Raw genomic sequence first — 21286 nt, 5'->3', positions numbered from 1 at the left:
ATTTTTAATATTAAGTTTTATTTAAAATTTCTTAAGATATTATGAGATTTTATTTCAAAACAAAGGAGAAAAAATGTTTAAAAAAACATTAAAAGTTTTATCTTTAGTTGCCGTTTTAGGCTTAAGTGCTAATGCTAATGATTTATTAGCAGATATTAGCAAAGGTGCTATAAGCGATAGTTCATTAGGTGTTAAGGTATTAAATACTGAAGAAATGAATAAGGTTCGTGGCGGGTATGTTTTAACCGATATATACACATATGGTGGTATGGCATTTGTGTTGGCTATCCCACATACATCAAATGAGTTAGGCGCTAGATTTAATAGTGATGGTTTATTGATAAAAAATAGTATAGGGCTTTGTCCTTTAGGGCAAACTCAATGTTACGCGAATCCTAGTACTAGAGAGCATATTGATAGAAATTACGGCAGACTTGTAGATTATATTAGCGCATTAGGCGGCAGAACTATAACAGGTCATGTTTTATTATACGGTATAAAAAATACAAATGTGGGTAATGGAGTGATGGCACCAGTTACTCATGTATATGCTGTAGAAAAAGAGTATTTAAATCTTTCAAATGCTAGTACAGTTCGAGAATTAATATATATGCTTAATCGTTGGTTTGACCATGAAGCTACGAATAGTTTTCAATTAGAATATAATCAAGTATTAAGAGAAATAAAACAAGCAGTAGGAGCAGATTTGCTAAGAATGGCAAGATAAGGATTTATTATGATGGTTAATGGAGTAAATAATTTTTCAAATACTTATGCAAATACGCTTAATAATAAAAACTCACAAAATAAAGCAAATGATGGGGCTAGTTTAGAATATCTAAAACTAGCTCAAGAAAAGCTAGAAAACGATCCGACCTATAAACCATTATATGACAATAATTTAGGTCTTCGTGATAAGCTAACTTATGGTATGTATGGAGCGTTAGACCCTGATGTTGTAAAGAATATAAGGTTGGAATTGGAGAAATCTCCAGACATTGATCCAGAAGAATTAGTAAAAACTCTAAATAAACTTTTTAAAAATTTAGATAAATTAACTTCAGATAGCATAAATGATGAAGAAAAAAATAAATTAATGAAAAGTATTTTTTCTAATACAGATGAAGATTTAAAAATATCACAATCTAAAGAAGAAATTAAACAAGAAGAAAAAGAAGAACAAACTAAAGAAAAACCATTCGAAGCCATAGAAGTAAAAGGCACTAGCACTCGTGAGAATATGGAAGAAATACTTAGCAAAATTAATATTCAAAATATTAAAGATGAAAGAGATTTATTAGCTATATTTTTAGCCTATAAAAATGGCGAGAATTTATATGATAAAAGGGTTTGAAATTTTATATTTTAAATTGAAAGGAAGAGTTTGAAAAAGTTATTTTTTATAGCATTTACTTTAAGCTTTTTATTTGGCTCTGATGCTATTACTATTGATAGTCTTTTTAAAAGACAAATCGGACTTAGAAGCATTACAAGTCTTAGTTTAATCACTAGCGGGAATGCTAATATCTACACAAGTTATCCAAGTCTAATAATAGGAGGCGATCCTGTGATTTGGACTGATAATAAAAGGCTTAGTTTGAATGAAACTTTGATATATTCATTTAATAACAAGCTTGATTTTATAACTTCAATTGGCGCTAATGCTACTAGAAATGAATATAGTAATTTTTTTACGGGTAAGCCTATGAGTGAAACTCATTATTCATTTGAGAGCTTGTGGCTTGGGTTTAATTATAGATTTGATAGTTTTAGTGATAAAATACTTAGTTTTTCTTATCAAGCAGGATTATTACAAAGAGAAAAAGCACTTGATACAAATAAAAGTTTTTATTTTAAATCACATTCAGCTAAGCTAAACTTAAAAGGATATAGCGACCCTGCTATTTGGGGTATTTATATGGGATTTACATATAATGATACTAGGACTTTTGATAAACTAGCGATAAATTATGGAAATTCTTATAATTTTGGTGCAAATCTTAGTATAGTATTAAGCCCTAAAATTACGCTTGATTTAGAAGCTTCACAGAGTTTTCAAGCAGCTCAGAAAATCAATGGTGTAAAATATACAAATCTAAGAAGTATCCCAACATATAGTGTAGGCTCAACTTATAGTATAAATGATGATACAAGTATCAGTTTTAACGCTAGTTTTGGTGGTGGTTCAGCTGCTCCTGATAGTGTGTTTGGTATTAGCTTATGGCAAAAATTCTAATAATCTTTATAACTATAACTTGTCTTAATGCCGAGTTTGCAGTGAAGTCTTATAGACAAATCAAAAATAACTCCGTAGTAAGACAAAGTTATGAAGAATCTTGTGGGGCAAGTAGTATAGCGACATTGCTAAATCTAACAAATATCAAGCGTTTTAGTGAAAAAGATATTTTAGAAGTTTTAGATAAAAATACTAATATGCTAAGTTTTAATGAATTAAATAATGCGTTAAATAAATTGGGTTTTAATGCAAAAGCTTATAAATTAAATCGTAATATATTTGAAAAAATATTCGTGCCTTTTATAGTAAAGATTGAAAATGACCCGAGATTTCCACATTTTGTAGTGGTAAATAATATTAATGGGGATTTTGTGAAAGTATATGACCCAAGCTTTGGCGAATATCTAAGCTCTAAAAAAGAATTTTATAGCGTATGGGATAAAGATGGTTTAGGTGGATACGCTCTAATAATTAAGCCAAATATTACAAAAGAACTAAAGCCAAATTTACCACGCCCAAGTCAAATAAAAGAAATTTAAATAAGTTTTATATTTTTAAAGTTTTTGTTAATTTTGCTGATATAGATGATAAAGGAGATGATTATGAAAATAACGGCTAATTCTTATATAACATATCCAACAACTAAAATTAGTAAAAAAAATGATAACCTAGATATTCAAGCTAATAAACCTTATTATGAAGATGGAAAGGCTAGTTTAGAATATCTAAAACTAGCCCAGCAAAAGCTAGAAAACGATCCGACTTATAATCCTTTTAATGATAGAAATTTAAATCTTGGAGAAAAGGCAAGTTATTGTGTGTTTGGAGCATTAGACCCTGATTTAGTAGAAGAAATAAGCAAAGAATTTATGAAAAATTGGGTAGAAATTGATAAAAAAGAGCTTGATAGAACGCTAAACTCACTAAATATGCCATCTTTAGGTTTGCCTGATGATTTTCCTTTAGGTTATATAGATAGTAAGAAAATGCCAAGCGTTGAAGAATTACAAGCTAGAGTTAAAGAAAAAGAAAATTTAAGAAATAATGCAATAAATACAAAAGAAGAAATTAAACAAGAAGAAAAAGAAGAACAAACTAAAGAAAAACCATTCGAAGCCATAGAAGTAAAAGGCACAAGTACTCGTGAAAGTATGGAAGATATTTTAAGCAAACTTGATATTCAAAATATCAAAGATGAAAGAGATTTATTAGCTATATTTTTAGCCTATAAAAATGGCGAGAATTTATATGATAAAAGGGTTTAGTTAAAATGACAATCATAAATAACAATCAGAGTATTTTGGATTTAAGGCAAATATTTTTAAGAGATGAGATAAGGACTGAAACTAATAAAGATTTAAATGCTAAGCCAGTAAGCTCTGATGATTTAAAAGGCATTTCTAATTTATATAATCACGATAATTGGGGTAAGAGTTTTAGTGGGGTTAGTAAGAATGGCGAAGTTACTATTTATGGCAAACTATTAGGGCTTGATGATAAAAGTAGTTTAAATGAATTAAGCGAACTTTTAAGCTTTATTATGACTAATTCAAATTCAATAAACGGACAAATCGCCTTAAATGATGAGCTAGAAAGCTTATTAAATAGTGATTTAAGCATAGAAGAATTTAAACCTAGATGGCTTTTAGCAATTACTAAGGATTTAGCAGCAAAAGAGCTAGATACTAAAGAGATTAAAAGAGAACCGATTGAAGTAAAGAGTGATTTAAATGTGTATAAAGAAAACTTAGCAAACTTGGTAAAATCTCTAAGAGAGCAAAAAGATAGCTATGATGCTTATGTTTTATCTATGCTAGAAACCGAGTTTATAAACAAAAGGACATAAATGCAAATTAACTCATCTTTAAATCAAATAAATCTCATTAATACAAATAATAAAGATTTAAAAAAGATAGATTTAAGCAAAGAGCTTAGCCAAATTGCTAAGCCTAATGATATGTTTGATTTGTTTTTGCAAGTTCAAAATGATTATAAGACAGATAGTATTTATCAAAGAGCTTTTGCAAAGCATTCTGATATAGAGATTAAAAAAGATTTGCAAAGCTTTTTACAAGCAAATCCTATAAATAGTAGTAGTGGTAGCTTTACATATTATGATGATTTAAGATTTAATTTTAGCGATGATGAAAGGCTTTTTAGATTATTTGCAGATGAAAAAATAAGCATAGATGATTTTAAGAAAGAATATCTAAAAATAAAAGCTGAATATGAAGAAGAAAAACCTAGAGAAAAAATAGAAGTAAAAGGCACTAGCACTCGTGAAAGTATGGAAGATATTTTAAGCAAACTTGATATTCAAAATATCAAAGATGAAAGAGATTTATTAGCTATTTTAATGGCGTATAAAGATAGTAAGAATTTGTATGATAAAAGAATTTGAATAAGTCAAATTTCTTCGTTTGTTTTGTAATTAATAACAAAAGATATTTTCATATTATGTGCTTGTTTTGGGATTTTGTTTTTGACTTTTCTTATTGTTTGTTTTGTTTGCTGCAAAAACATTTCGTGAGAACTTTCTATAATATTTATAGTAAGCTCGTCGTTTTTTATCATAAAATTACCTACTACTTTGCCTTTAATATTTAGCATTTTTGCTCTTTTTGGGTATTTTTTATATTTATTTAAAAGCTCATTTATAAACAAGGCTAAAGCTTTATCATTTAAACCATTGCTGGAATTATTGTTTAGACTATTTGCGTTGGCTTTTCCTTCAATATTTGTTCCATAATTTTGATTAATTTCTTGCTTTTCTTCTTGTTTTACAACTTGTTTTACTTCAGGCTTTATAACTTGTTTTACTTTTTTTATTTCGCTTTGTTTTTTTAATTCTTCTTTAGGTTTGATTTTTTTCTTTATACCTTCTTTAATCTCTTGTTTTGCTTCAGTTTTAACTTCTTCAAGCTTTTCTTCCACTAACTCTTCTTTAGGGCTATCTTGTATAAAGCTAAAATTACTAGCACTTAAGCTTATGCTTGTTTGATTTTTTAATTTGCTTTCATCTTTTATATGTATTATAGAAACGGCAAAAATTTGAGCTAAAAATATCAAAACAGAAATTATAATTATTTTCATTATTTAAGCCTTGTAAGTATTGTGTAATTATTAAAATTATTATTTTTTAATTCATAAATTACTTTTATAAAATCTTTAAAATACAATTCTTCATCACAAATTATGTTTAATTTCTCATCTTTATTAATTTTGCTTACCAAATCATTTAAACTAATTAAATCATCGTTTATTCTTAATTCAAATTCCTTTGAAATTATTAAAACATTTGCTTTGGTTTCAGCATTTTGTTCGCTTTTACTAAGTGGTGGGGTTACATCAATTGCTTTATATTTTACAAAACTTTGTACGCTAAGTGATATTATGATAATTACTAGCATTACATCAATTAATGGGATTATGTTTAAGGTAGGTTTATTCATTTTGTAACAAGATTATTTAATTTTTTATATTTTACAATCAGCTTTGCATTGTATCTATCAAAAATATTAAATATGACTAAAGCAAGTATTGCAACAATAAGCCCACCCGCAGTAGCTTTTAAAGCACCACTTAATGCACTTATTATCTTACCAGTATCATCAATATTGTTAAAACCCATCATTATGCCAAAAACAGTTCCCAATAGCCCTATATAAGGTGCGTTTTGGGCTATGATTGAAAGAATTATTAGATTTTTGCTAATTCCTATTTCAAATTCTTCTAAACTTTTATAATTTTCATATTTGAAAACACAATAAAACACAATTCTTTCAATCAAAACCGCAATACATAAAGCATTCATTACACCTAATATAATAAAAACTATAAAATCTATTTCATTTTCTAGCACTAAATTTGGCATTAAAATTTCGCTCCTACTTCAAAATAAAACGACCTACCTTGCATCATAGAATATTCGTTATTCGCTCTTTTTGTATTAAAAACATTTCCTATATCAATACTTGCGTAATAATTTACTTTTTTGAATTGATTTTCATATTTAAGTTTTAAATCATATAAAATGCTAGAGTTTTGATGAGCTATCTCATAAGCCTTCAATTTAGTAGTATCATTTATTATAAAATCATAAGCTCTTTCATAATCATATCCAGCTTCATAGTGAATAAAATTTGATAATGTAAAATTATTAAAATTATGCGTTGTAGTAAGTCTAATAGCCCAAGGTTTAGCAAAGCTTAGATTTGGTTTATCTTCTATTTTTATGACTTTTCCATCCCACATAATATTTTCTTTATCATAGCTTCTTCCGTTTTTATCAGGTCTTATATTGCTATCAAGTAAGCTAAAAAGGTCTGTTGTATAATCTTGCATATTCTTTTTATGAATAGCATAATTAGCTATTAAAGCAAAGTTATTTTTAACACCAAAAATATCTATTTCATTTGCATTGCTAATATTTAAACTAAAATTATGATTTTTTGATTTTCCTATATTTGCGTAATATGTTTTTTCTATTCCATCGCTTTCAATTATGCCTAATCTTTTTGATTTAGCTGTCATTATTAAGTCTTTTGAATTTCTAAAAATATATTTAAAATCGTAACTAATATTAGAAAATTTTTGATGATACAAAAACGCAATCTCATCATCATAAGGAGTTTTTAATTTATTTTGGCTCATTTTAGGGCTTTTAAAATCAGCTTTTAAGCTCCATTTTTCTTGAGCTGTTGTTCTTGTATAAGTTTGATTTGATGAAGAAATGAGCGAGTTTAAAACATAAGCATAAGGCATTCTTCCATAATATCTTGCATAACCTAAACTTACTTTGCTATCTTCATTAAACTCATAATCAGCTTTAATTCTAGGAGCAAAATTAAAATTCTTATACAAATCATCATAATTTGCTCTAGCACCAAATCTTAAAGTAAAAGCATCTAAGCTAAACTCATCTTCTAAATAAAATGCAAGATTATTTGATTTTACTACATGTTTTGTTCCATCATATTTAATCAAATTAGATAAGAATTGCCCTGCATTATTAAATGAATCATCTTTTAAACACGCAATATCATTTGCTAAACACTCACCACTTAAAGTTTTAGGAGTTGCATAAATTGCACCATTTTCATCAATTTGATGGCTTACTTTTGTATTGCTAAGAATAAAACCTGAATTTAAAGTATGATGATCTAAATAATATTTAAAATCAAAATCTAAGCTTAAATTATCTTGCAATCTATCAACAGCAGTAGTTGATCCAACTCTTGCTATACTAGAATTGCTCCAATTATTTATATTTGAACTCTTCCAAATTTGCATAATGCTAGTATCAGAATCTCTATTGTAATTTAATTTAGAATAAGATAAGTTTGAATCTATTGCATAATTATCGTTTTCATAAAATAAATTGATTTTTGATACGATATTTTTTTGAGTAATTGAGTAATGTCCGTTTAAATTATCGCTTGTATTGTATTCTTGTTTGCTAGGTGCATAAATTATGCTTGGAGTTAGGATTATTCCATTATCTGCAATATAATTAAGTTTTAATAAAAAGTTTTGGCTTATATTTTTAATATCATAAGAATTCTCATCAAGTGCTTTGCTAGGCTTTGTAATAACACTTCTTAAGTCTGAAAAATCAAACAAAACTCCAAATTTTTCATTAAAAGTATTTGAAAATCCAAAATTTGTATTATATTTTTTCCATTTTTTTGAACTTATATTGCTTAAATCATTTTCATAAGTTGTTATTCTAGCAAGGCATGAAATATCATTTTCATCGCAATCAGGATATAAAGTCTTAGTTAAATTACTTGAAGTAAAACCAAAATTAACATAAGAACTTAAATCCTTGCTAGGATTTTTGCTCTTACTATCTACTACACCGCCTGTAAATTCTCCGTATTTAGCAGGGATAAAACTATCAAATACTTCTACACTATCAAGAATATTAGTATTTAAGAATACGCCTTGAGATGGTGTTTCAAACTGCCCTTTGTCATCTAATGCAGTGCTTGAACCCGCTGGGTCAATGTCATTTGTAATGCTTATTCCATCAAGGGTAAAATTATTTTGATAAAAAAGACTTCCGTTTATACTTATTTTATCAGGCACAATATTTGCACCATTAAAGCTTGAATTATTGCTTACATCAAAGCTTACATTTGGATTGTATTTTAAAATAGAGCTTATGTCTTTATTATTGCTTGCAAAATTTTTTAAAAATTTATTTGAATAAATAGTACTTTTTTGATTAATAATCAAACTAGCACTTTCACCAATTACATCAATACTGCCAACATTAATTTCTGCTAAAGCACAAGAGCAAATAATAAAACATTGAAAAACTTTCTTCATAAAATCCCCAAAATAATAATCATTATTAGATTGTAATATAATGAAAATTAAAATCACTTTAAATTAAAATTTATTTTTATCATAAAGTTCTTTTAAATCTTTTGCTCTAATTATTATGCTTGATTTTTTTATATTGTTAAAATTTGCATTAATTAATACAAGCTCAATCTTATCACTAATCTTAAAAATACTAAAATCTCTGCAATATTTAGCATTGCATTTAGTGTTAATTGCTATTTCAAATTCATCATAATCACTTATATAATAATCATCAAGATTTACCTTGTTTTCTTTGATTAACTCATATTTAAATAATAATTCTTGTTTTAAATCTTCGTAATTTTTATTAAGTTCGTATTTTATTTGCTTTAAAATATCATCTTTAAAAATAAGCCATAAAAAATAATTATTTTCATCAATATTACAAGCTAGACTTCTAAGACTTTTATAAGCTTTTTTATCACCAAACATTTTCTTAAAAATTTCGCCTTTTTTTGTGTTTGGCAAGAAAGATGAGCGCAGATTGCATGTGTAAGGTCTGCTTTTTCCATATTCATAATTAAAATAACTATCAACTTCGCTAGAATTAAACTCATTTATTTTAATACCAAAATCATAGGAACTTAAACTTACAAAAAAACTTGATATTAATAATAATTTTTTCATTTCTTATCCTTAATTCTTTCGTAATTATTACAAGATGTAAAATTTCTTAAATCACAAGCTTTTTTATAAAATTTTAAAGCATTTTCTAAATTATTTTGTTTTTCATAAATATTTGCACTCATCATACAAGCTAGGTTGTAATTTAGCTCGCAAGCTTTTAAGAAGTATTTTAAAGCAAGTTTTAAATCATTTAAATTATATTTTTTAAAATACGCAAAATAGCCTATCTGATAGCAAGACGCGGCTAAATCTAAATCACAAGCTTTACTATGATTTAGCAAAACATAATCATCATTTATAGGCAAATAATATTGATATAAATTTGCAAGCTCATAGCAAGAATTTGCGTATTTTTTATCACAATTTTTCTCATAATAATTTATTGCTTTAAGAAAATCTTGCTTAGTTTTAGCTAAAGAGTATTTATAAATATTTCCTAGATTATGACAACTTTGCAAATAGCCTAAATCACAAGCTTTATTTGCTAATTCTTTTGCTAATTGTGTATTTTTCTTAGCACCATTAAAATAAATCATACTTAGGCGATGACAAGCTAAGGCAACATCTTTTTCACAAGATAGTGCTAATAATTTTTTAGCTCTTTTAATATCACTATTTATTAAGCTAATTGCTAGATTTGTGCAAGATGAATAATCATTTTCTTTACATTTGTTCTCTAAATCACTAGCTATTGCATAAACACAAAAAAACAAAATAAAAAGTTTTATCATAATCTTTCCTTTTTTATTGATTATAATTATTAATATTTAATATTATTAAATAATTATTAATATCATTATAAAAATTACTAAAAGGAGCTTGTATGAAAAAATTAATATTTTTAGGATTTGCACTTAGTTTTGCAATCTCTAATGAGCTCAGTTTTAGACAAATTAGAGAAGATATTTTTAATATAGATGATAAAACTCTAATCACTTATGCTAAAAAAATAAGACTAAAAGCAATCCCTAGCAATGCTTATGAATTAGAAGAGCTAATTAAAAATACAAGCCCTGATTATGAAATATATCCAACTACAACTAAAAGAATTGAATTAGGCAAAAAGCTTTATTTTGACCCAAGACTTTCAAGAAGCGGGCTAATATCGTGCAATACTTGTCATAATTTAGGCTTAGGTGGAGTTGATGGCATAGCAGCTAGTACAGGACACAAATGGCAAGCAAATCCACATCATCTAAACGCTCCAAGCGTTTATAATGCAGTGTTTAACCCGAATCAATTTTGGGACGGCAGAGCAAATCACCTAAAAGAACAAGCAAAAGGACCTATCCAAGCTAATGTAGAAATGGCAGAAGATAGCCAAATCGTAGTAGAAAAAATCAAAAGTATTCCTGAATATGTAAATGAGTTTAAAGACGCTTTTTCAAATGATATTAATATTGATTTTGACTTAATTGCAGCAACTATTGGCATATTTGAGCGAACTTTGATAACTCCTTCAAGATATGATGAGTTTTTAGAAGGCAATGTAAATGCTTTAAGTTTTGATGAAAAACAAGGGCTTAGAACATTTATTAATAAAGGTTGTGTTTTATGCCATTACGGGATAAATGTTGGCGGAGCATTTAGGGGTTTTGGCTTTGTTAGGTATCAATATGTAAATTATGGAGATTTTAACGGAAATGAAAACAATAGAGTAAAAGTTCCTACCTTAAGAAATGTAGCAAGAACAGCTCCATATTTTCATAATGGCAGTATTTGGAGCTTAACTGAAGCAGTTGAATCTATGGGAAGAATTCAGCTTGGAATTGAACTAAGCGAGCAAGAAATCAAAAATATAATAAGCTTTTTAAAATCACTTAGTGGCAAACTACCACAGATAGTTTATCCAGAACTCCCACCTTCAAGTGATGAAACAATACGCCCTAAGCTTGATTATTGAAATTAATATAAATAATACAAATTACTATTGGTAAAATTTAAATTAAGTTTGAAATATAGTAAGATGTAAATAGAATTCTAATTTGAATTTTAATTTATATTTAGATTTTAATAATTAGTATTAAATTCATATTAGCTTAAGTTAATTTGGTAATAATTATCGTTTTTCAAAGGAGAACGAATGAAAACCAAATTATCTTTATTATTATTTGCAAGCTTAGTTTATGCAAATGATTTAAATGTAGGTGAAATTAGCGTAGAAAATAGACAAAATCTAGCTAATGGGGGTGGGTATTCAAAATACTCAAGTTATAAAATATATAATTTTCAAAACACAAATTCAAGTAAAAAAATAGATGAGGTTGTAAAGCAAAATTCTAATATATTTTCAAACTCAACTGATAATATATCTACAAATCAAGCAGAAATCAGCCCAAAAGATTTTAGCATAAACGCAGCACCGTTTTATCAAAACGCATTTTTAGTAAATGGGATGAGTTTTGATAATGCGATTGACCCAGCAGGTAATCAAAACATAAACGCAGCATCACTATGGAGAGCACCTGTTATGGGAGCTCAAGGCAGCGTGATTAATACAAATATTTTAAAAAGTATAAAAGTTTTAGATAGTAATGTTAGTGCAAAATACGGCAATTTTGAAGGTGGGGTAATAGATACTAAACTAAAAGACCCGATTAAAACATTTGGAGCTAGAATATCTACTAGCTATACAGATGGCAACCTTAATAAAATCATAATAGATGAAGAAAACAAAGCTTCTTATGAAACAAAAAGTGGCAAAAACCTAAATAATAATTTCGTAAAACAAAATCAAAATATTTATTTAGAAAGTCGTTTTAGCAATGATTATGGGATTTTGTTTGATTATTCAAGAACAACTTCAATGATAAAAATGCCAACAAAAAGAGAAGTTTTAGCGCAAGGATATTTTTATCCTAATCAAAGTAGAAGAAATGAAAACTTTTTATTAAAAGGCTTTATTGCTTTAGATAATCATATAATTAGGCCTAGCATTATCTATGCACCTAGCGTTTATAAGGGCTTTTTAGAAGGTGTGATTGATTCTAATTTAGAAGCTAAATTTGGCGGGATAATTTCAAATATTGAGCTTTTTAGCGAATTTGATAGCTTTAATATCACTCAAAATTTAGGCTACAGCATTCAAGATAGTGCAAGGTATTTTGATAAAAATATGAAATTTGGCTTTTTTACAAACAAAGTTGCAAATTGGGGCATTGGCACTTACTCTATGAAAGGTGGTTATGGAGATATAAGGGAACGAACAAAGGAGTTAAATTATAAGCTTGATTTTGAAAGCGATGTAAAAGAGTTTAAAGATACAGAGCATACTTTTTATGCAGGACTTGAGCTAAGTCATAAAAAAGCTTCTTATGAGACCTTAAAACACTTAGCAGAATACTATAATCCCGCTATTTTAACTAATGATGTGGTTTGTAAGGATGGTGATGTATTTTGCCTAATGGGTGATGCTGTGGATAGGAAAGGCAATGCAGGAGCAGGGCAATATCTAAAAAACGCAACTTTTACTCCGGAATTTAAAACAGGAATTAGCGCAACTAATTTTGATTTATATTTAGAAGATGATATTCAATACAAAAGATTTAATCTAAGATTAGGTGCAAGGGGAAGCTATGATGGTATTATTAAAAAGTTTAATATAGCTCCTAGAATTACAAGTGAGTTTGATTTATTAGGTGATGAGAGCAATTTCTTTGGAACTGGTTTTAATAGATATTATGGTAAGAATTTCTTCGCATATAAGCTATATGATAAGATTTATTCTTATACACAATTTCTAAGTAGAACCGATTATAATGAAGAGTTTAAGCAAACTGGCGGTAAGAAAAATATGTATAATTTTAACGAGTTAAAACGCTCATTTAATGATGAGTTTAGCGTATTTTATAGGGGCGAGTTTAAAAACACAAAGCTTAGTTTAAAATACTTAAAAAGATTAGGCAAAAATCAAGTGGTTTTAAGCGATAAAGAAACTTTAGGCTTAGCCAATATTGATGATGAAAATTTATCAAAAAATTATAAAGTTTATACTAATTTAGGCACTTCAAAAGTTGATATTATAAGCCTAGATATAGCAAACGCTAAAAGCATTGAAATCTTTAATACCTTAAATGATTTTAGCCTAAGTGCAAGCTATACAAAGAAAAAATCAGATTTTAAAGATTATAAAAGCGATGAGTGGGATAGAAATAATCAAGTTAAATATAATGGCGAAATAATAGCTCAAAAAGACCTTCCGATAATTGATTATTATGATAAATACAAAATCACCTTTTTATATAATTTAAATATTCCTGATTATGGTTTAGGATTTACAAATTTATTTACATTTACACCTAGCAAAAAAGCTTTAGTTTCTACTTATAATAGAGCTGAGCGCATAAGAGAATATGAGTTAATTAAGCTAAATAATCACTTCACTTGGGATATGAATATTGCTTATAAATATAAAATGAAAAAAGATATTGAGTTTTTTGTAAATATAAATATTGAAAATTTATTAAATACAAAAAATAAAATAAACGCAAGCAAAAAAGACGATAAGCTAATATATGATTATGCAAGTGGAAGAAGCATAATGCTAGAAGTTGGGCTAAACTACTAATCTTTAACTCTAGTTAATGGCGTATAAAGATAGTAAGAATTTGTATGATAAAAGAATTTGAATAAATCAAATTCTTTTTATTTTTAAAATATAAATCCACCACCTTGAACCGGTGTTATATCTTTTACATCTTTTCCGTTTGCATCATTACTTGTAGAGTTGTTGCCAATATTTTTAAATCTACAAATATCGCCTTTATTTGCATTACCTTCTAGTATTTTTGCATAGCTTGTTTTAGCATTTGCATTAGTTACTTGCACTAAAGCACTAAAAATTTCTTCGTAGCCGTTTAGCTCTTTTGTGTAACTATCATAGATTTTATCACCTTTTTTATAGCATTCTAGTTGTGTATTTATAGGTAGGCTTTGAGTAAAAACTGCTTGATTATTGCTGATTTTTTCTATTTTTGGTGGATAAATAGCAGCCTGAGTGTTTAATACAATAGTGCTTGCAATATTGTTTAAAATACTATCATAATCTTTAGATTTTATATCAAGGCTTATGCTATCAGCAAATCTTATTTGTCTAGTTGCAAATGTAATAACTTGATAATTTATACTAACACTTACTTTAGAACTACTACCACTGCCAATAATTGAGTAATTTTTATTAGTTGTATTAACATCGCTTATGGTATAAAGTAATATATAATCAGTGCCTAGATTTTGACCTAATTTTAAAGCTTCATCTTTATTTGCGTCATTTAAAATTATATCTCTTTCAACAGCTAATGCTTCTCCTGCTTGTCTATCCAATAAATCAAATTTACGAGTTTTGTGGATATTGCTTTCTATTTTAAACCTTAAATCTCTTAATATTTGTTCACTATCTCTTCCTAATAAAGAAAAATTATTCGGGCTTAGAGCAGGTGCTACGATGATTTTTCTTCTATCGTTTTTCATTCCGGCTAGTTCGTATTTTTTTGAAACTGCTGTTTTTTGAATACTTACGACTACTCTAAATCCATCTTCTGTTTTTGTATTTTCTATAACTTCAAAAGAGCTAAAGCGACCATTTGTTGCTTTGCTAATTTTTTGATTAAATAAAGCATTAATGTTTGTTCCGTCTGCACTTGATTCTAATTGTGTTTGACTAAAAGAATTACTAGCTTTAATATATGCACCATTTAGCTTAGTAACAGCTTGTGCTAATGCATTATCAACGGCTTCGCTATAAGTAATGCCGTAGCCTTCTCCGGTAGCAGTTTTTGTGCTAGTTGTAGTTACTACTTTAGCATTTAGGCTTACTAAAAATAAGCCTAAAAAAATAATTAATATCTTTTTCATAATTTAATCCTAGAAATCATCAACTTCTACATTTTTAGAGCGAATTACTTTTGAAGTATTTGTTGGTGGTGTTACTGCTTGTGTAGGTTTTAAACCACTTTTTGATTCATGAACACTTGCAGGCGAATAATACACCATCACTCCTGTTACACCTTGCTCACCTTTTGTTTTTCTCCAATTATTTACAATTTTTGTGCCAATTAGTTTCATACTTGCACTAGCACTCATATTTTCTTGGAATACTGTTGAAATAGCATTTTCTTCTACTAAACCACCTGTTTGCTCATCAATGCCATCTTTGCTCTTAACTTCAACTGCTACTTTTTCCATAGCTCTTTGAACTGTTCTTTCTCTTTCTTTTGTGCTAATTTGAGTTCCTATAAACATAGCTAGATTTTGCTCTGCTTTCATTTGTGCAACTTTAATAGCGTTTTCAGCTTTTCTATCTGCAAATTTACCTTTATTTTCATAGTTTTTCATACCATAAGAAATTAATGCTGGTTGGCAATTTTCATCATAGAAAAATGTAAGCCCTAATTTTGAAAGTGGGGTTTTAATACTATTTGCTAATTCTCTTGCATTTTTGCATTGTTCTTTTTTAGCTGTTGGTTTTGCTAAATATCCACCTTTTAAAGCTTCTGCTAATTCTATTGATTTAGGTGATATATAAGCTACTAGACCAACTTGGTCATAGCCATTTTTGCCTTTTACAATATAATTTTCATAAGGAATTAAACCATTTACAGCACCAAATGCTGTTTTAAGAGATTCTGTTTTAAAATCTTGAGAGTTTTTGATTTTTTCAGCTTTATAAATTAACTCTTGTTCTTTTATAGCATCATCTCCTACGATTTTTTTAATTAGTGCATTTATAATGTTTTCTGCTGTTCTGTTTTTTTCTTTTTGACTTTTAATTTCTTGCTCTATTAATTTATCAATATCAGCATCACTTAAATCATCACCATAACCACTTAAAATAGCTTTTGTTTGATAAATGCCGTATTTTTCCATAACGATTTTTGCTTTTAATCTTAAAAATGCTTCACTATAAGCACTTGCTAAATAATCATAGTATTTTGGGTCTTCTCTAAATACAGGAATTGGAATAGCAGGAGAAATGAAAGCTTCTCTTCCACTTGCTTTATCTTCTATTTGTTCTGCTACTTCACTCATCATTCTTAAAATATCATTTTCATCATCAACAAAGCCATTGTTTTCATCGCTAATTGGCAACACTTCATCAACTGAAGGTTTTATATTTTGACTTACAACACTTTCTTCTTTTGGTGTTGTTACTTCATTAACTACTTCTTGATTTTTAGTTTCTTCTGCAAATGCTCCAATACTTAAAATACCTGCTAATACAGAACTTAACAATACTTTTTTTACCATGCTACACTCCTATTTGAACCAAGTTTATTAATTTTTATTTCATCTTCCCAAATTGCTAAGCCATTATCAAGATTTGTAACCGTCATTTGGAAATAATAATCAACTCTTTGAGAATCACTAAAAGTTCCTTTAATTCTAGTATTTCTTTGAATTATTTTACCGCTTAAAGACCTATTTGCACTTAGTATTGTGCCTTTTTTAGCGATTGTTTTTTGATTAAATTCGTCATTATCTCTTAATTCTCTTGTAGCGTGGGTCATATTATCCTCAGCCCCATTAGCTCCAATTGCTGTTGTTACATAAACACGACCAGAATTAAGTAAAGCAATTCTTATTTTTTTAGTAAGAATATCTGTATCAAAATGTTGCATTGTATCATTAGTAATCCTACTCATTACAAGAATATGGCGTTCGTTTGGATTTGAAGTAGCAAAAACAGGGCTTGCTAACATAGAATTAATCAAATCTCTTGCCGCATTTTGTAAATCTATATCATCAATACCTAGTGAAACAGGCTGATTTTTGCCATTATTTACTTCATCAACGACATAACTTGGTGCAGCTGCACAAGCTCCTAAACTTAGTGCTAAAGCTAGTGTGTAGTATTTTTTCATTTTTTCTCCTTAATTAAATTTGTTAATTTTTATTTTGTAATTATGTGCGTTTGCTGGAGCACCTAATTTTATATATTTTGTTTCTTTTGGTTGTAGTGTTAGCTCTTTTTTAGCTAAACCTAAATTATCAACATGCATACCATTATCATAAAACCAATCTTGTGAGTATTTAAGATTTAGTTCATTATTGCTTATATTAGTAAGTTCGATACTAATTATTAGGTTATTAAAATCATTATTGCTTCTTTCTTCGCATTTTAGAATTTTATTTAAATCTTCATCTAAATAGCTTACATTAAAGCATTGATTGTTTTTGATTACATTTGCATTGTTAGCACACGAACATAAAAATACAGCAAAAGCTGTTAAGATATATTTTTTCATTTTTTTACCTTTCTTCAAATATTGTTATATATTCAGTTCCTATTGTAGGAATTTTTACAAGTATTACATAATGTTTATTTATATCTAATTCTTGTGAAAATAGTGTTTGAGAATTTGGACTTGCAATATTTATGCTTCCACTATTTGCAATTCTAATTGCTTGATAGTTTTTAGGTAAACCTATAAAGTATCTAATATCAGAATGGTTTAATAAATTATTTACCAAATCAACACCTATGCCAGAATATAAATTCTCTTTATTGGCTTTTACACTAATCATTGTTTTAGTAATCGCTCTTAAAAAAGACTTAGATATTCTAGGTATTAATGTAGCTTTGTATTCAGCGCCTATTATTTTATCCATATCACTTAGAAGTCTTGTTTTTTGATTATTCGCTACTATAAATGGATAAGCATCGCTACTATCTCCTAAAATTGCTATTGAAAACACTAAACTACTAACGGCTAATTGATTAGCATAAACAGAGTATTTTTCATTTCCAAAAGGAATTTTATAATCTATATCATTATCGTTTTTCTTAATAAAAACAATAGGCAATGATAGATTAAATTCTTTTAAAGATTTAGATTTACCATTTTCATAAATTACCCAAATATATTTATTTGTTTTAGATATTTGCATTCCTTTTTTTACTTTATTTGCTATTCTTTTAGTGTTGAAATTGTTTTTAGCTAATTCATAATCTTGATAAAACAGCAAATCATTTTCTTGAGAATAAACTTCTTTTAATAAATCAATAGAATTATTTGACCTACCATCTAAAATATAATAAAGAGCAGAAAAATAGCTAACAAATGGATTAGAATAATTAGCATAAGACTTATAAGCAGGAATTGGGACACTATTATTTATAATGTCTATTACTTCATTACTTTCTCTAGGTTTTTGTTGTAAGTAGTTTAATTCGCTTAAAATATCGCTTTCAAATTCTTCTTTATTTCTTTTTTGTCTATCTAAGGCTCTTTTGATTTCAACTCCAGCTTCATCGTATTCGCCTAAAGCTAGATAACTCATTGATTTGTATGTATTAGTTAGCATTTTTTCATAATATTGACCGCTATAATCAGTTATATTATCATTAAAAAGACCTTCTAAAACTCCTTCTCCAATCTTTAACAATAGATTTTTTTCATCTTTATCTTTATAACCATCTTCAACCAAATCAAATAGCTTAATACTATCTTTATAAGACTTACACAAGAATGCTTGATATCCGTAATAATTGCCGTTGTAAAGTGGGTCTTTAATCTTTTCTAATACATTTTCTTTTGAGTATTTTAGCTCTTTTTTCGTAAGTAATTCGCAGTCTTTAGTATCTAAAGAATATATTTTATTTTTATTTTCTTCTTCATAGCCTAAAAAGACAGAAGAACAAGCATTTAATACTAATAAAGTAAAAACTAAAACAAAAACTTTTAACAAAACTCTTAACATCGCCGACCCCCCCCCCATTTTTAAAAAACGCCATTTTATAAAAACTTAATTAATATATATTAATTTTTTTTAAATTCAATAATTCTTAAATAATAAGAATTATTGTTTATTTTTTATAGCTCTAGTATTTTAATAGGAAGACCCATTTTATTCATTTCATCAAAGAATGGTTTTGCATCAAATTCTTCCATATTAAATACACCTTTTCCGCTCCATTTGCCACTTGCTATTAAATATGTTCCAATTGCAGCAGGAACGCCTGTTGTGTAGCTTACTGCTTGAGCGCCAGTTTCAGCGTAGCATTCTTCATGCACGCAAACATTATAAATATATACTTTTTTAGCCTTGCCATCTTTAATACCTTCAATAATACAACCTATGTTTGTCTTGCCTTTAGTCCTTGCACCAAGACTTGCAGGGTCAGGTAAAAGTGTCTTTAAAAACTCAATAGGAATTATCTTCATTCCTTGATGTTCAACTGGCTCAATTCCTAGCATACCTACATTTTTAAGACAATTCATATGTTGAATATAGCTTTGTCCAAAAGTCATAAAAAATCTAATTCTTTTTAAACCTTTTATATTTTTACATAAGCTCTCAAGTTCTTCGTGATAAAGTAAATAGCTATCTTTAACCCCAACTTCAGGATAATCGTGTTCAACTTTAATCTCAAGTGGTTTAGTCTCAATCCACTCGCCATTTTCCCAATATCTACCATTTGCACTAACTTCTCTTAAGTTTATTTCAGGGTTAAAATTAGTTGCGAAAGCATAGCCGTGATCTCCTGCATTACAATCCATAATATCAATTGTATGAATTTCATCAAATAAATATTGCTGCGCATACGCACACATAACATTCGTTGCACCTGGGTCAAATCCACTTCCAAGCAGTGCAGGAACACCAGCTTTTAAAAAGTCATTATTTCTAGCCCATTGCTCTTTATATTCAAATTTAGCTAAATCAGGATGTTCATAATTTGCTGTATCAATGTATGGAATTTTAGTTTGAGAACAAGCGTCCATTAAAGCTAAATCTTGATAAGGTAAAGCCACATTTAATAAAATCGTAGCGTTTATATCTTGTATAAGCTTAACAACTGCATTTGTATCATCAGCATTAATCGTAGCAGTTGCAATCTCAACTCCTAAACGCTCTTTAATAAAACTTGCTATTTCATCACATTTGCTTTTTGTTCTACTTGCAAGCGTGATTTTATCAAAATATTTATATTCAGCTGCTTTATAGGTTGCTACACGGCTAACTCCACCAGCTCCAATTATTAATAAATGTTTCATATTTTCTCCTTTTAGCTTATGATAAAATATTTATGATAATGATTAATCTTTTTATGAGATTATATTAGTCTTATTTTATTTTAGGAGTATATTATGAAAAAATTATTTTTAGCTTTAAGCTTAGCAGGTATTTTAGGTGCTAGTGAATTTGTTCTTGATAAAGTTCATACTAGCGTTGAATTTAGCGTTAAACATATGTTAGTTTCTAATGCTAAGGGTAAATTTAAAAGTTTTGATGCGATGATAGATTTTGATGAAGCTAATAAAACTTTTAAAGTATTTAATGCAAGCGTTGATGTAGCAAGCGTTGATACAAATAGTGAAAAAAGAGACGAGCATTTAAAATCAAGTGATTTTTTAAATGAAAAAGTTAATCCAAAACTTACTTTTGTTATGAGTAAATACGAAAAAGTAAGTGATACACAAGGAAAAATGACAGGGGAATTAAATATAAATGGCGTTAAAAAAGAAGTAACATTTGATGTTGCTATCAATGGTGTTGCTACAATGGGAGATAAAACTAAACTTGGGTTTGACCTAAATCTTGACCTTTTAAGAAAAGATTTTGATGTAGCAAAAGATACAAATGAGAGCTTAGTAGCAAACGAAGTAAAAGTTCAAATTTTTGCTGAAGCTGATAAAAAATAATTAAAATTAAGAATTTGAAATTTTATTTCAAATTCTTATATCAATTAATCTTGTATCGCTTAAATCTTTTTTAAATTCTTTCGTAAAATCTATAAAATCTCCTAGCTTATCATTTGTAATTAATTCTTTTAATTTATCTTCACTTATTTTTAATTCATTACTTATGTTTTGGATATTAAATTTTTGTAATATTTCTTTTTCGTTATTATCTAAAGATTGTGATTTTTTAAGTTTTTCAATTATATTATTAAGTTTAATTTGTTCTTCTGTTTCTTTATTTAATTCTTCAGTTATATTAGTATTTATTTTTTTGTGTGAAATTGTCATAAAAGGTAGATTATCTAAAAATACTCCGTATTCATAAACAATATCTTTAAAATCATATTTTTCAGCAATTGTTATATAA

General features: G+C 27.8%; 23 protein-coding genes. 10 read left to right on the top strand and 13 right to left on the bottom strand.

Going from position 1 to position 21286, the window contains the following annotated elements; translation table 11 throughout:
• Positions 1–73: 73 nt before the first annotated feature.
• The 7 genes from AVBRAN9334_RS09335 (at position 74) to AVBRAN9334_RS09305 (ending at position 4637) form a co-directional block, all read left to right on the top strand.
• A complete protein-coding gene (locus tag AVBRAN9334_RS09335; RefSeq protein ID WP_239803355.1) occupies positions 74–727 on the top strand; it encodes a hypothetical protein in 654 nt (217 codons plus the stop codon).
• 9 nt (positions 728–736) lie between these two features.
• Positions 737–1354, top strand: coding sequence for a hypothetical protein (locus AVBRAN9334_RS09330; protein WP_214118894.1), 618 nt, complete (start codon positions 737–739; stop codon positions 1352–1354).
• A 30-nt stretch (positions 1355–1384) separates the two neighbouring features.
• Positions 1385–2236 carry a hypothetical protein gene (locus AVBRAN9334_RS09325; protein WP_214119684.1) on the top strand — a complete coding sequence of 284 codons (852 nt, stop codon included), beginning with the start codon at positions 1385–1387 and terminating at the stop codon, positions 2234–2236.
• A complete protein-coding gene (locus AVBRAN9334_RS09320; protein WP_214119685.1) occupies positions 2221–2775 on the top strand; it encodes a cysteine peptidase family C39 domain-containing protein in 555 nt (184 codons plus the stop codon). Before AVBRAN9334_RS09325 ends, AVBRAN9334_RS09320 begins: the two co-directional genes overlap by 16 nt.
• 63 nt (positions 2776–2838) lie before the next feature.
• The gene (locus AVBRAN9334_RS09315) at positions 2839–3501 is read left to right on the top strand and encodes a hypothetical protein (RefSeq protein ID WP_336607657.1); all 663 of its coding nucleotides are present in this window, start codon (positions 2839–2841) and stop codon (positions 3499–3501) included.
• Between the two features lie 5 nt (positions 3502–3506).
• On the top strand, positions 3507–4082 hold the full coding sequence (locus AVBRAN9334_RS09310; protein WP_336607656.1) for a hypothetical protein: 576 nt from the start codon (positions 3507–3509) through the stop codon (positions 4080–4082).
• Complete coding sequence (locus tag AVBRAN9334_RS09305; RefSeq protein WP_336607655.1) at positions 4083–4637, top strand: hypothetical protein; 555 nt, start codon at positions 4083–4085, stop codon at positions 4635–4637.
• 5 nt (positions 4638–4642) lie between these two features.
• Here the strand turns inward: AVBRAN9334_RS09305 and AVBRAN9334_RS09300 are convergent, their stop codons facing one another.
• From AVBRAN9334_RS09300 to AVBRAN9334_RS09275, 6 genes are all read right to left on the bottom strand, one after another.
• On the bottom strand, positions 4643–5329 hold the full coding sequence (locus tag AVBRAN9334_RS09300) for an energy transducer TonB (protein WP_336607654.1): 687 nt from the start codon (positions 5327–5329) through the stop codon (positions 4643–4645).
• On the bottom strand, positions 5329–5688 hold the full coding sequence (locus AVBRAN9334_RS09295) for an ExbD/TolR family protein (protein WP_336607653.1): 360 nt from the start codon (positions 5686–5688) through the stop codon (positions 5329–5331). The genes AVBRAN9334_RS09300 and AVBRAN9334_RS09295 overlap by 1 nt, the downstream gene beginning before the upstream one ends.
• Positions 5685–6110, bottom strand: a complete 426-nt coding sequence (locus AVBRAN9334_RS09290) for a MotA/TolQ/ExbB proton channel family protein (protein ID WP_214119690.1) — start codon at positions 6108–6110, stop codon at positions 5685–5687. The genes AVBRAN9334_RS09295 and AVBRAN9334_RS09290 overlap by 4 nt, the downstream gene beginning before the upstream one ends.
• Positions 6110–8569 (bottom strand): hypothetical protein, encoded by a 2460-nt coding sequence (locus AVBRAN9334_RS09285; protein WP_336607652.1) that lies wholly within the window; start codon positions 8567–8569, stop codon positions 6110–6112. Before AVBRAN9334_RS09285 ends, AVBRAN9334_RS09290 begins: the two co-directional genes overlap by 1 nt.
• Positions 8570–8632: 63 nt before the next feature.
• Positions 8633–9235: a hypothetical protein gene (locus AVBRAN9334_RS09280; protein WP_214119692.1), complete on the bottom strand. Its 603-nt coding sequence runs from the start codon at positions 9233–9235 to the stop codon at positions 8633–8635.
• Positions 9232–9966, bottom strand: coding sequence for a tetratricopeptide repeat protein (locus AVBRAN9334_RS09275; protein WP_336607651.1), 735 nt, complete (start codon positions 9964–9966; stop codon positions 9232–9234). The genes AVBRAN9334_RS09280 and AVBRAN9334_RS09275 overlap by 4 nt, the downstream gene beginning before the upstream one ends.
• A gap of 92 nt (positions 9967–10058) precedes the next feature.
• Between AVBRAN9334_RS09275 and AVBRAN9334_RS09270 the strand changes: the two genes are divergently transcribed.
• The gene (locus tag AVBRAN9334_RS09270; RefSeq protein ID WP_336607650.1) at positions 10059–11138 is read left to right on the top strand and encodes a cytochrome-c peroxidase; all 1080 of its coding nucleotides are present in this window, start codon (positions 10059–10061) and stop codon (positions 11136–11138) included.
• A gap of 180 nt (positions 11139–11318) precedes the next feature.
• The gene (locus AVBRAN9334_RS09265; protein WP_336607649.1) at positions 11319–13802 is read left to right on the top strand and encodes a hypothetical protein; all 2484 of its coding nucleotides are present in this window, start codon (positions 11319–11321) and stop codon (positions 13800–13802) included.
• 83 nt (positions 13803–13885) lie between these two features.
• Here AVBRAN9334_RS09265 and AVBRAN9334_RS09260 read toward each other — a convergent pair whose 3' ends face one another.
• From AVBRAN9334_RS09260 to AVBRAN9334_RS09235, 6 genes are all read right to left on the bottom strand, one after another.
• Positions 13886–15088, bottom strand: a complete 1203-nt coding sequence (locus AVBRAN9334_RS09260; protein WP_336607648.1) for a hypothetical protein — start codon at positions 15086–15088, stop codon at positions 13886–13888.
• Positions 15089–15097: 9 nt separating this feature from the next.
• The gene (locus tag AVBRAN9334_RS09255) at positions 15098–16480 is read right to left on the bottom strand and encodes a hypothetical protein (protein WP_336607647.1); all 1383 of its coding nucleotides are present in this window, start codon (positions 16478–16480) and stop codon (positions 15098–15100) included.
• Entirely contained in the window at positions 16474–17094 is a 621-nt protein-coding gene (gene lpoB, locus AVBRAN9334_RS09250; RefSeq protein ID WP_214118878.1) for a penicillin-binding protein activator LpoB, read from the bottom strand. The genes AVBRAN9334_RS09255 and lpoB overlap by 7 nt, the downstream gene beginning before the upstream one ends.
• Before the next feature lie 9 nt (positions 17095–17103).
• Positions 17104–17478: a DUF1425 domain-containing protein gene (locus tag AVBRAN9334_RS09245; protein ID WP_214118876.1), complete on the bottom strand. Its 375-nt coding sequence runs from the start codon at positions 17476–17478 to the stop codon at positions 17104–17106.
• Between the two features lie 4 nt (positions 17479–17482).
• Positions 17483–18934 (bottom strand): hypothetical protein, encoded by a 1452-nt coding sequence (locus AVBRAN9334_RS09240; RefSeq protein ID WP_336607646.1) that lies wholly within the window; start codon positions 18932–18934, stop codon positions 17483–17485.
• Between the two features lie 113 nt (positions 18935–19047).
• Complete coding sequence (locus AVBRAN9334_RS09235; RefSeq protein ID WP_214118872.1) at positions 19048–20232, bottom strand: saccharopine dehydrogenase family protein; 1185 nt, start codon at positions 20230–20232, stop codon at positions 19048–19050.
• 93 nt (positions 20233–20325) lie between these two features.
• Here AVBRAN9334_RS09235 and AVBRAN9334_RS09230 point away from each other — a divergent pair, with 93 nt between their 5' ends.
• The gene (locus AVBRAN9334_RS09230; protein ID WP_214118870.1) at positions 20326–20880 is read left to right on the top strand and encodes a YceI family protein; all 555 of its coding nucleotides are present in this window, start codon (positions 20326–20328) and stop codon (positions 20878–20880) included.
• A 27-nt stretch (positions 20881–20907) separates the two neighbouring features.
• Here AVBRAN9334_RS09230 and AVBRAN9334_RS09225 read toward each other — a convergent pair.
• Positions 20908–21286 (bottom strand): hypothetical protein (locus AVBRAN9334_RS09225; protein ID WP_336607645.1); only part of this gene is annotated, 379 nt, incomplete at its 5' end.

It is taken from the genome of Campylobacter sp. RM9334, assembly GCF_020138145.1.
Taxonomy (GTDB): Bacteria; Campylobacterota; Campylobacteria; order Campylobacterales; family Campylobacteraceae; genus Campylobacter_E.
Note: the sequence above shows the minus strand (reverse complement) of the source record. Positions and strands in the feature narration are given on the sequence as shown.

Excerpts from the sequence above, each read along its gene's own strand:
- AVBRAN9334_RS09335 (WP_239803355.1), top strand. The coding sequence starts at position 74 with ATGTTTAAAAAAACATTAAAAGTTTTATCTTTAGTTGCCGTTTTAGGC.
- AVBRAN9334_RS09330 (WP_214118894.1), top strand. The coding sequence starts at position 737 with ATGATGGTTAATGGAGTAAATAATTTTTCAAATACTTATGCAAATACG.
- AVBRAN9334_RS09320 (WP_214119685.1), top strand. The coding sequence starts at position 2,221 with ATGGCAAAAATTCTAATAATCTTTATAACTATAACTTGTCTTAATGCC.
- AVBRAN9334_RS09315 (WP_336607657.1), top strand. The coding sequence starts at position 2,839 with ATGAAAATAACGGCTAATTCTTATATAACATATCCAACAACTAAAATT.
- AVBRAN9334_RS09310 (WP_336607656.1), top strand. The coding sequence starts at position 3,507 with ATGACAATCATAAATAACAATCAGAGTATTTTGGATTTAAGGCAAATA.
- AVBRAN9334_RS09305 (WP_336607655.1), top strand. The coding sequence starts at position 4,083 with ATGCAAATTAACTCATCTTTAAATCAAATAAATCTCATTAATACAAAT.
- AVBRAN9334_RS09300 (WP_336607654.1), bottom strand. The coding sequence starts at position 5,329 with ATGAAAATAATTATAATTTCTGTTTTGATATTTTTAGCTCAAATTTTT.
- AVBRAN9334_RS09295 (WP_336607653.1), bottom strand. The coding sequence starts at position 5,688 with ATGAATAAACCTACCTTAAACATAATCCCATTAATTGATGTAATGCTA.
- AVBRAN9334_RS09290 (WP_214119690.1), bottom strand. The coding sequence starts at position 6,110 with ATGCCAAATTTAGTGCTAGAAAATGAAATAGATTTTATAGTTTTTATT.
- AVBRAN9334_RS09285 (WP_336607652.1), bottom strand. The coding sequence starts at position 8,569 with ATGAAGAAAGTTTTTCAATGTTTTATTATTTGCTCTTGTGCTTTAGCA.
- AVBRAN9334_RS09280 (WP_214119692.1), bottom strand. The coding sequence starts at position 9,235 with ATGAAAAAATTATTATTAATATCAAGTTTTTTTGTAAGTTTAAGTTCC.
- AVBRAN9334_RS09275 (WP_336607651.1), bottom strand. The coding sequence starts at position 9,966 with ATGATAAAACTTTTTATTTTGTTTTTTTGTGTTTATGCAATAGCTAGT.
- AVBRAN9334_RS09270 (WP_336607650.1), top strand. The coding sequence starts at position 10,059 with ATGAAAAAATTAATATTTTTAGGATTTGCACTTAGTTTTGCAATCTCT.
- AVBRAN9334_RS09265 (WP_336607649.1), top strand. The coding sequence starts at position 11,319 with ATGAAAACCAAATTATCTTTATTATTATTTGCAAGCTTAGTTTATGCA.
- AVBRAN9334_RS09260 (WP_336607648.1), bottom strand. The coding sequence starts at position 15,088 with ATGAAAAAGATATTAATTATTTTTTTAGGCTTATTTTTAGTAAGCCTA.
- AVBRAN9334_RS09255 (WP_336607647.1), bottom strand. The coding sequence starts at position 16,480 with ATGGTAAAAAAAGTATTGTTAAGTTCTGTATTAGCAGGTATTTTAAGT.
- lpoB (WP_214118878.1), bottom strand. The coding sequence starts at position 17,094 with ATGAAAAAATACTACACACTAGCTTTAGCACTAAGTTTAGGAGCTTGT.
- AVBRAN9334_RS09245 (WP_214118876.1), bottom strand. The coding sequence starts at position 17,478 with ATGAAAAAATATATCTTAACAGCTTTTGCTGTATTTTTATGTTCGTGT.
- AVBRAN9334_RS09240 (WP_336607646.1), bottom strand. The coding sequence starts at position 18,934 with ATGTTAAGAGTTTTGTTAAAAGTTTTTGTTTTAGTTTTTACTTTATTA.
- AVBRAN9334_RS09235 (WP_214118872.1), bottom strand. The coding sequence starts at position 20,232 with ATGAAACATTTATTAATAATTGGAGCTGGTGGAGTTAGCCGTGTAGCA.
- AVBRAN9334_RS09230 (WP_214118870.1), top strand. The coding sequence starts at position 20,326 with ATGAAAAAATTATTTTTAGCTTTAAGCTTAGCAGGTATTTTAGGTGCT.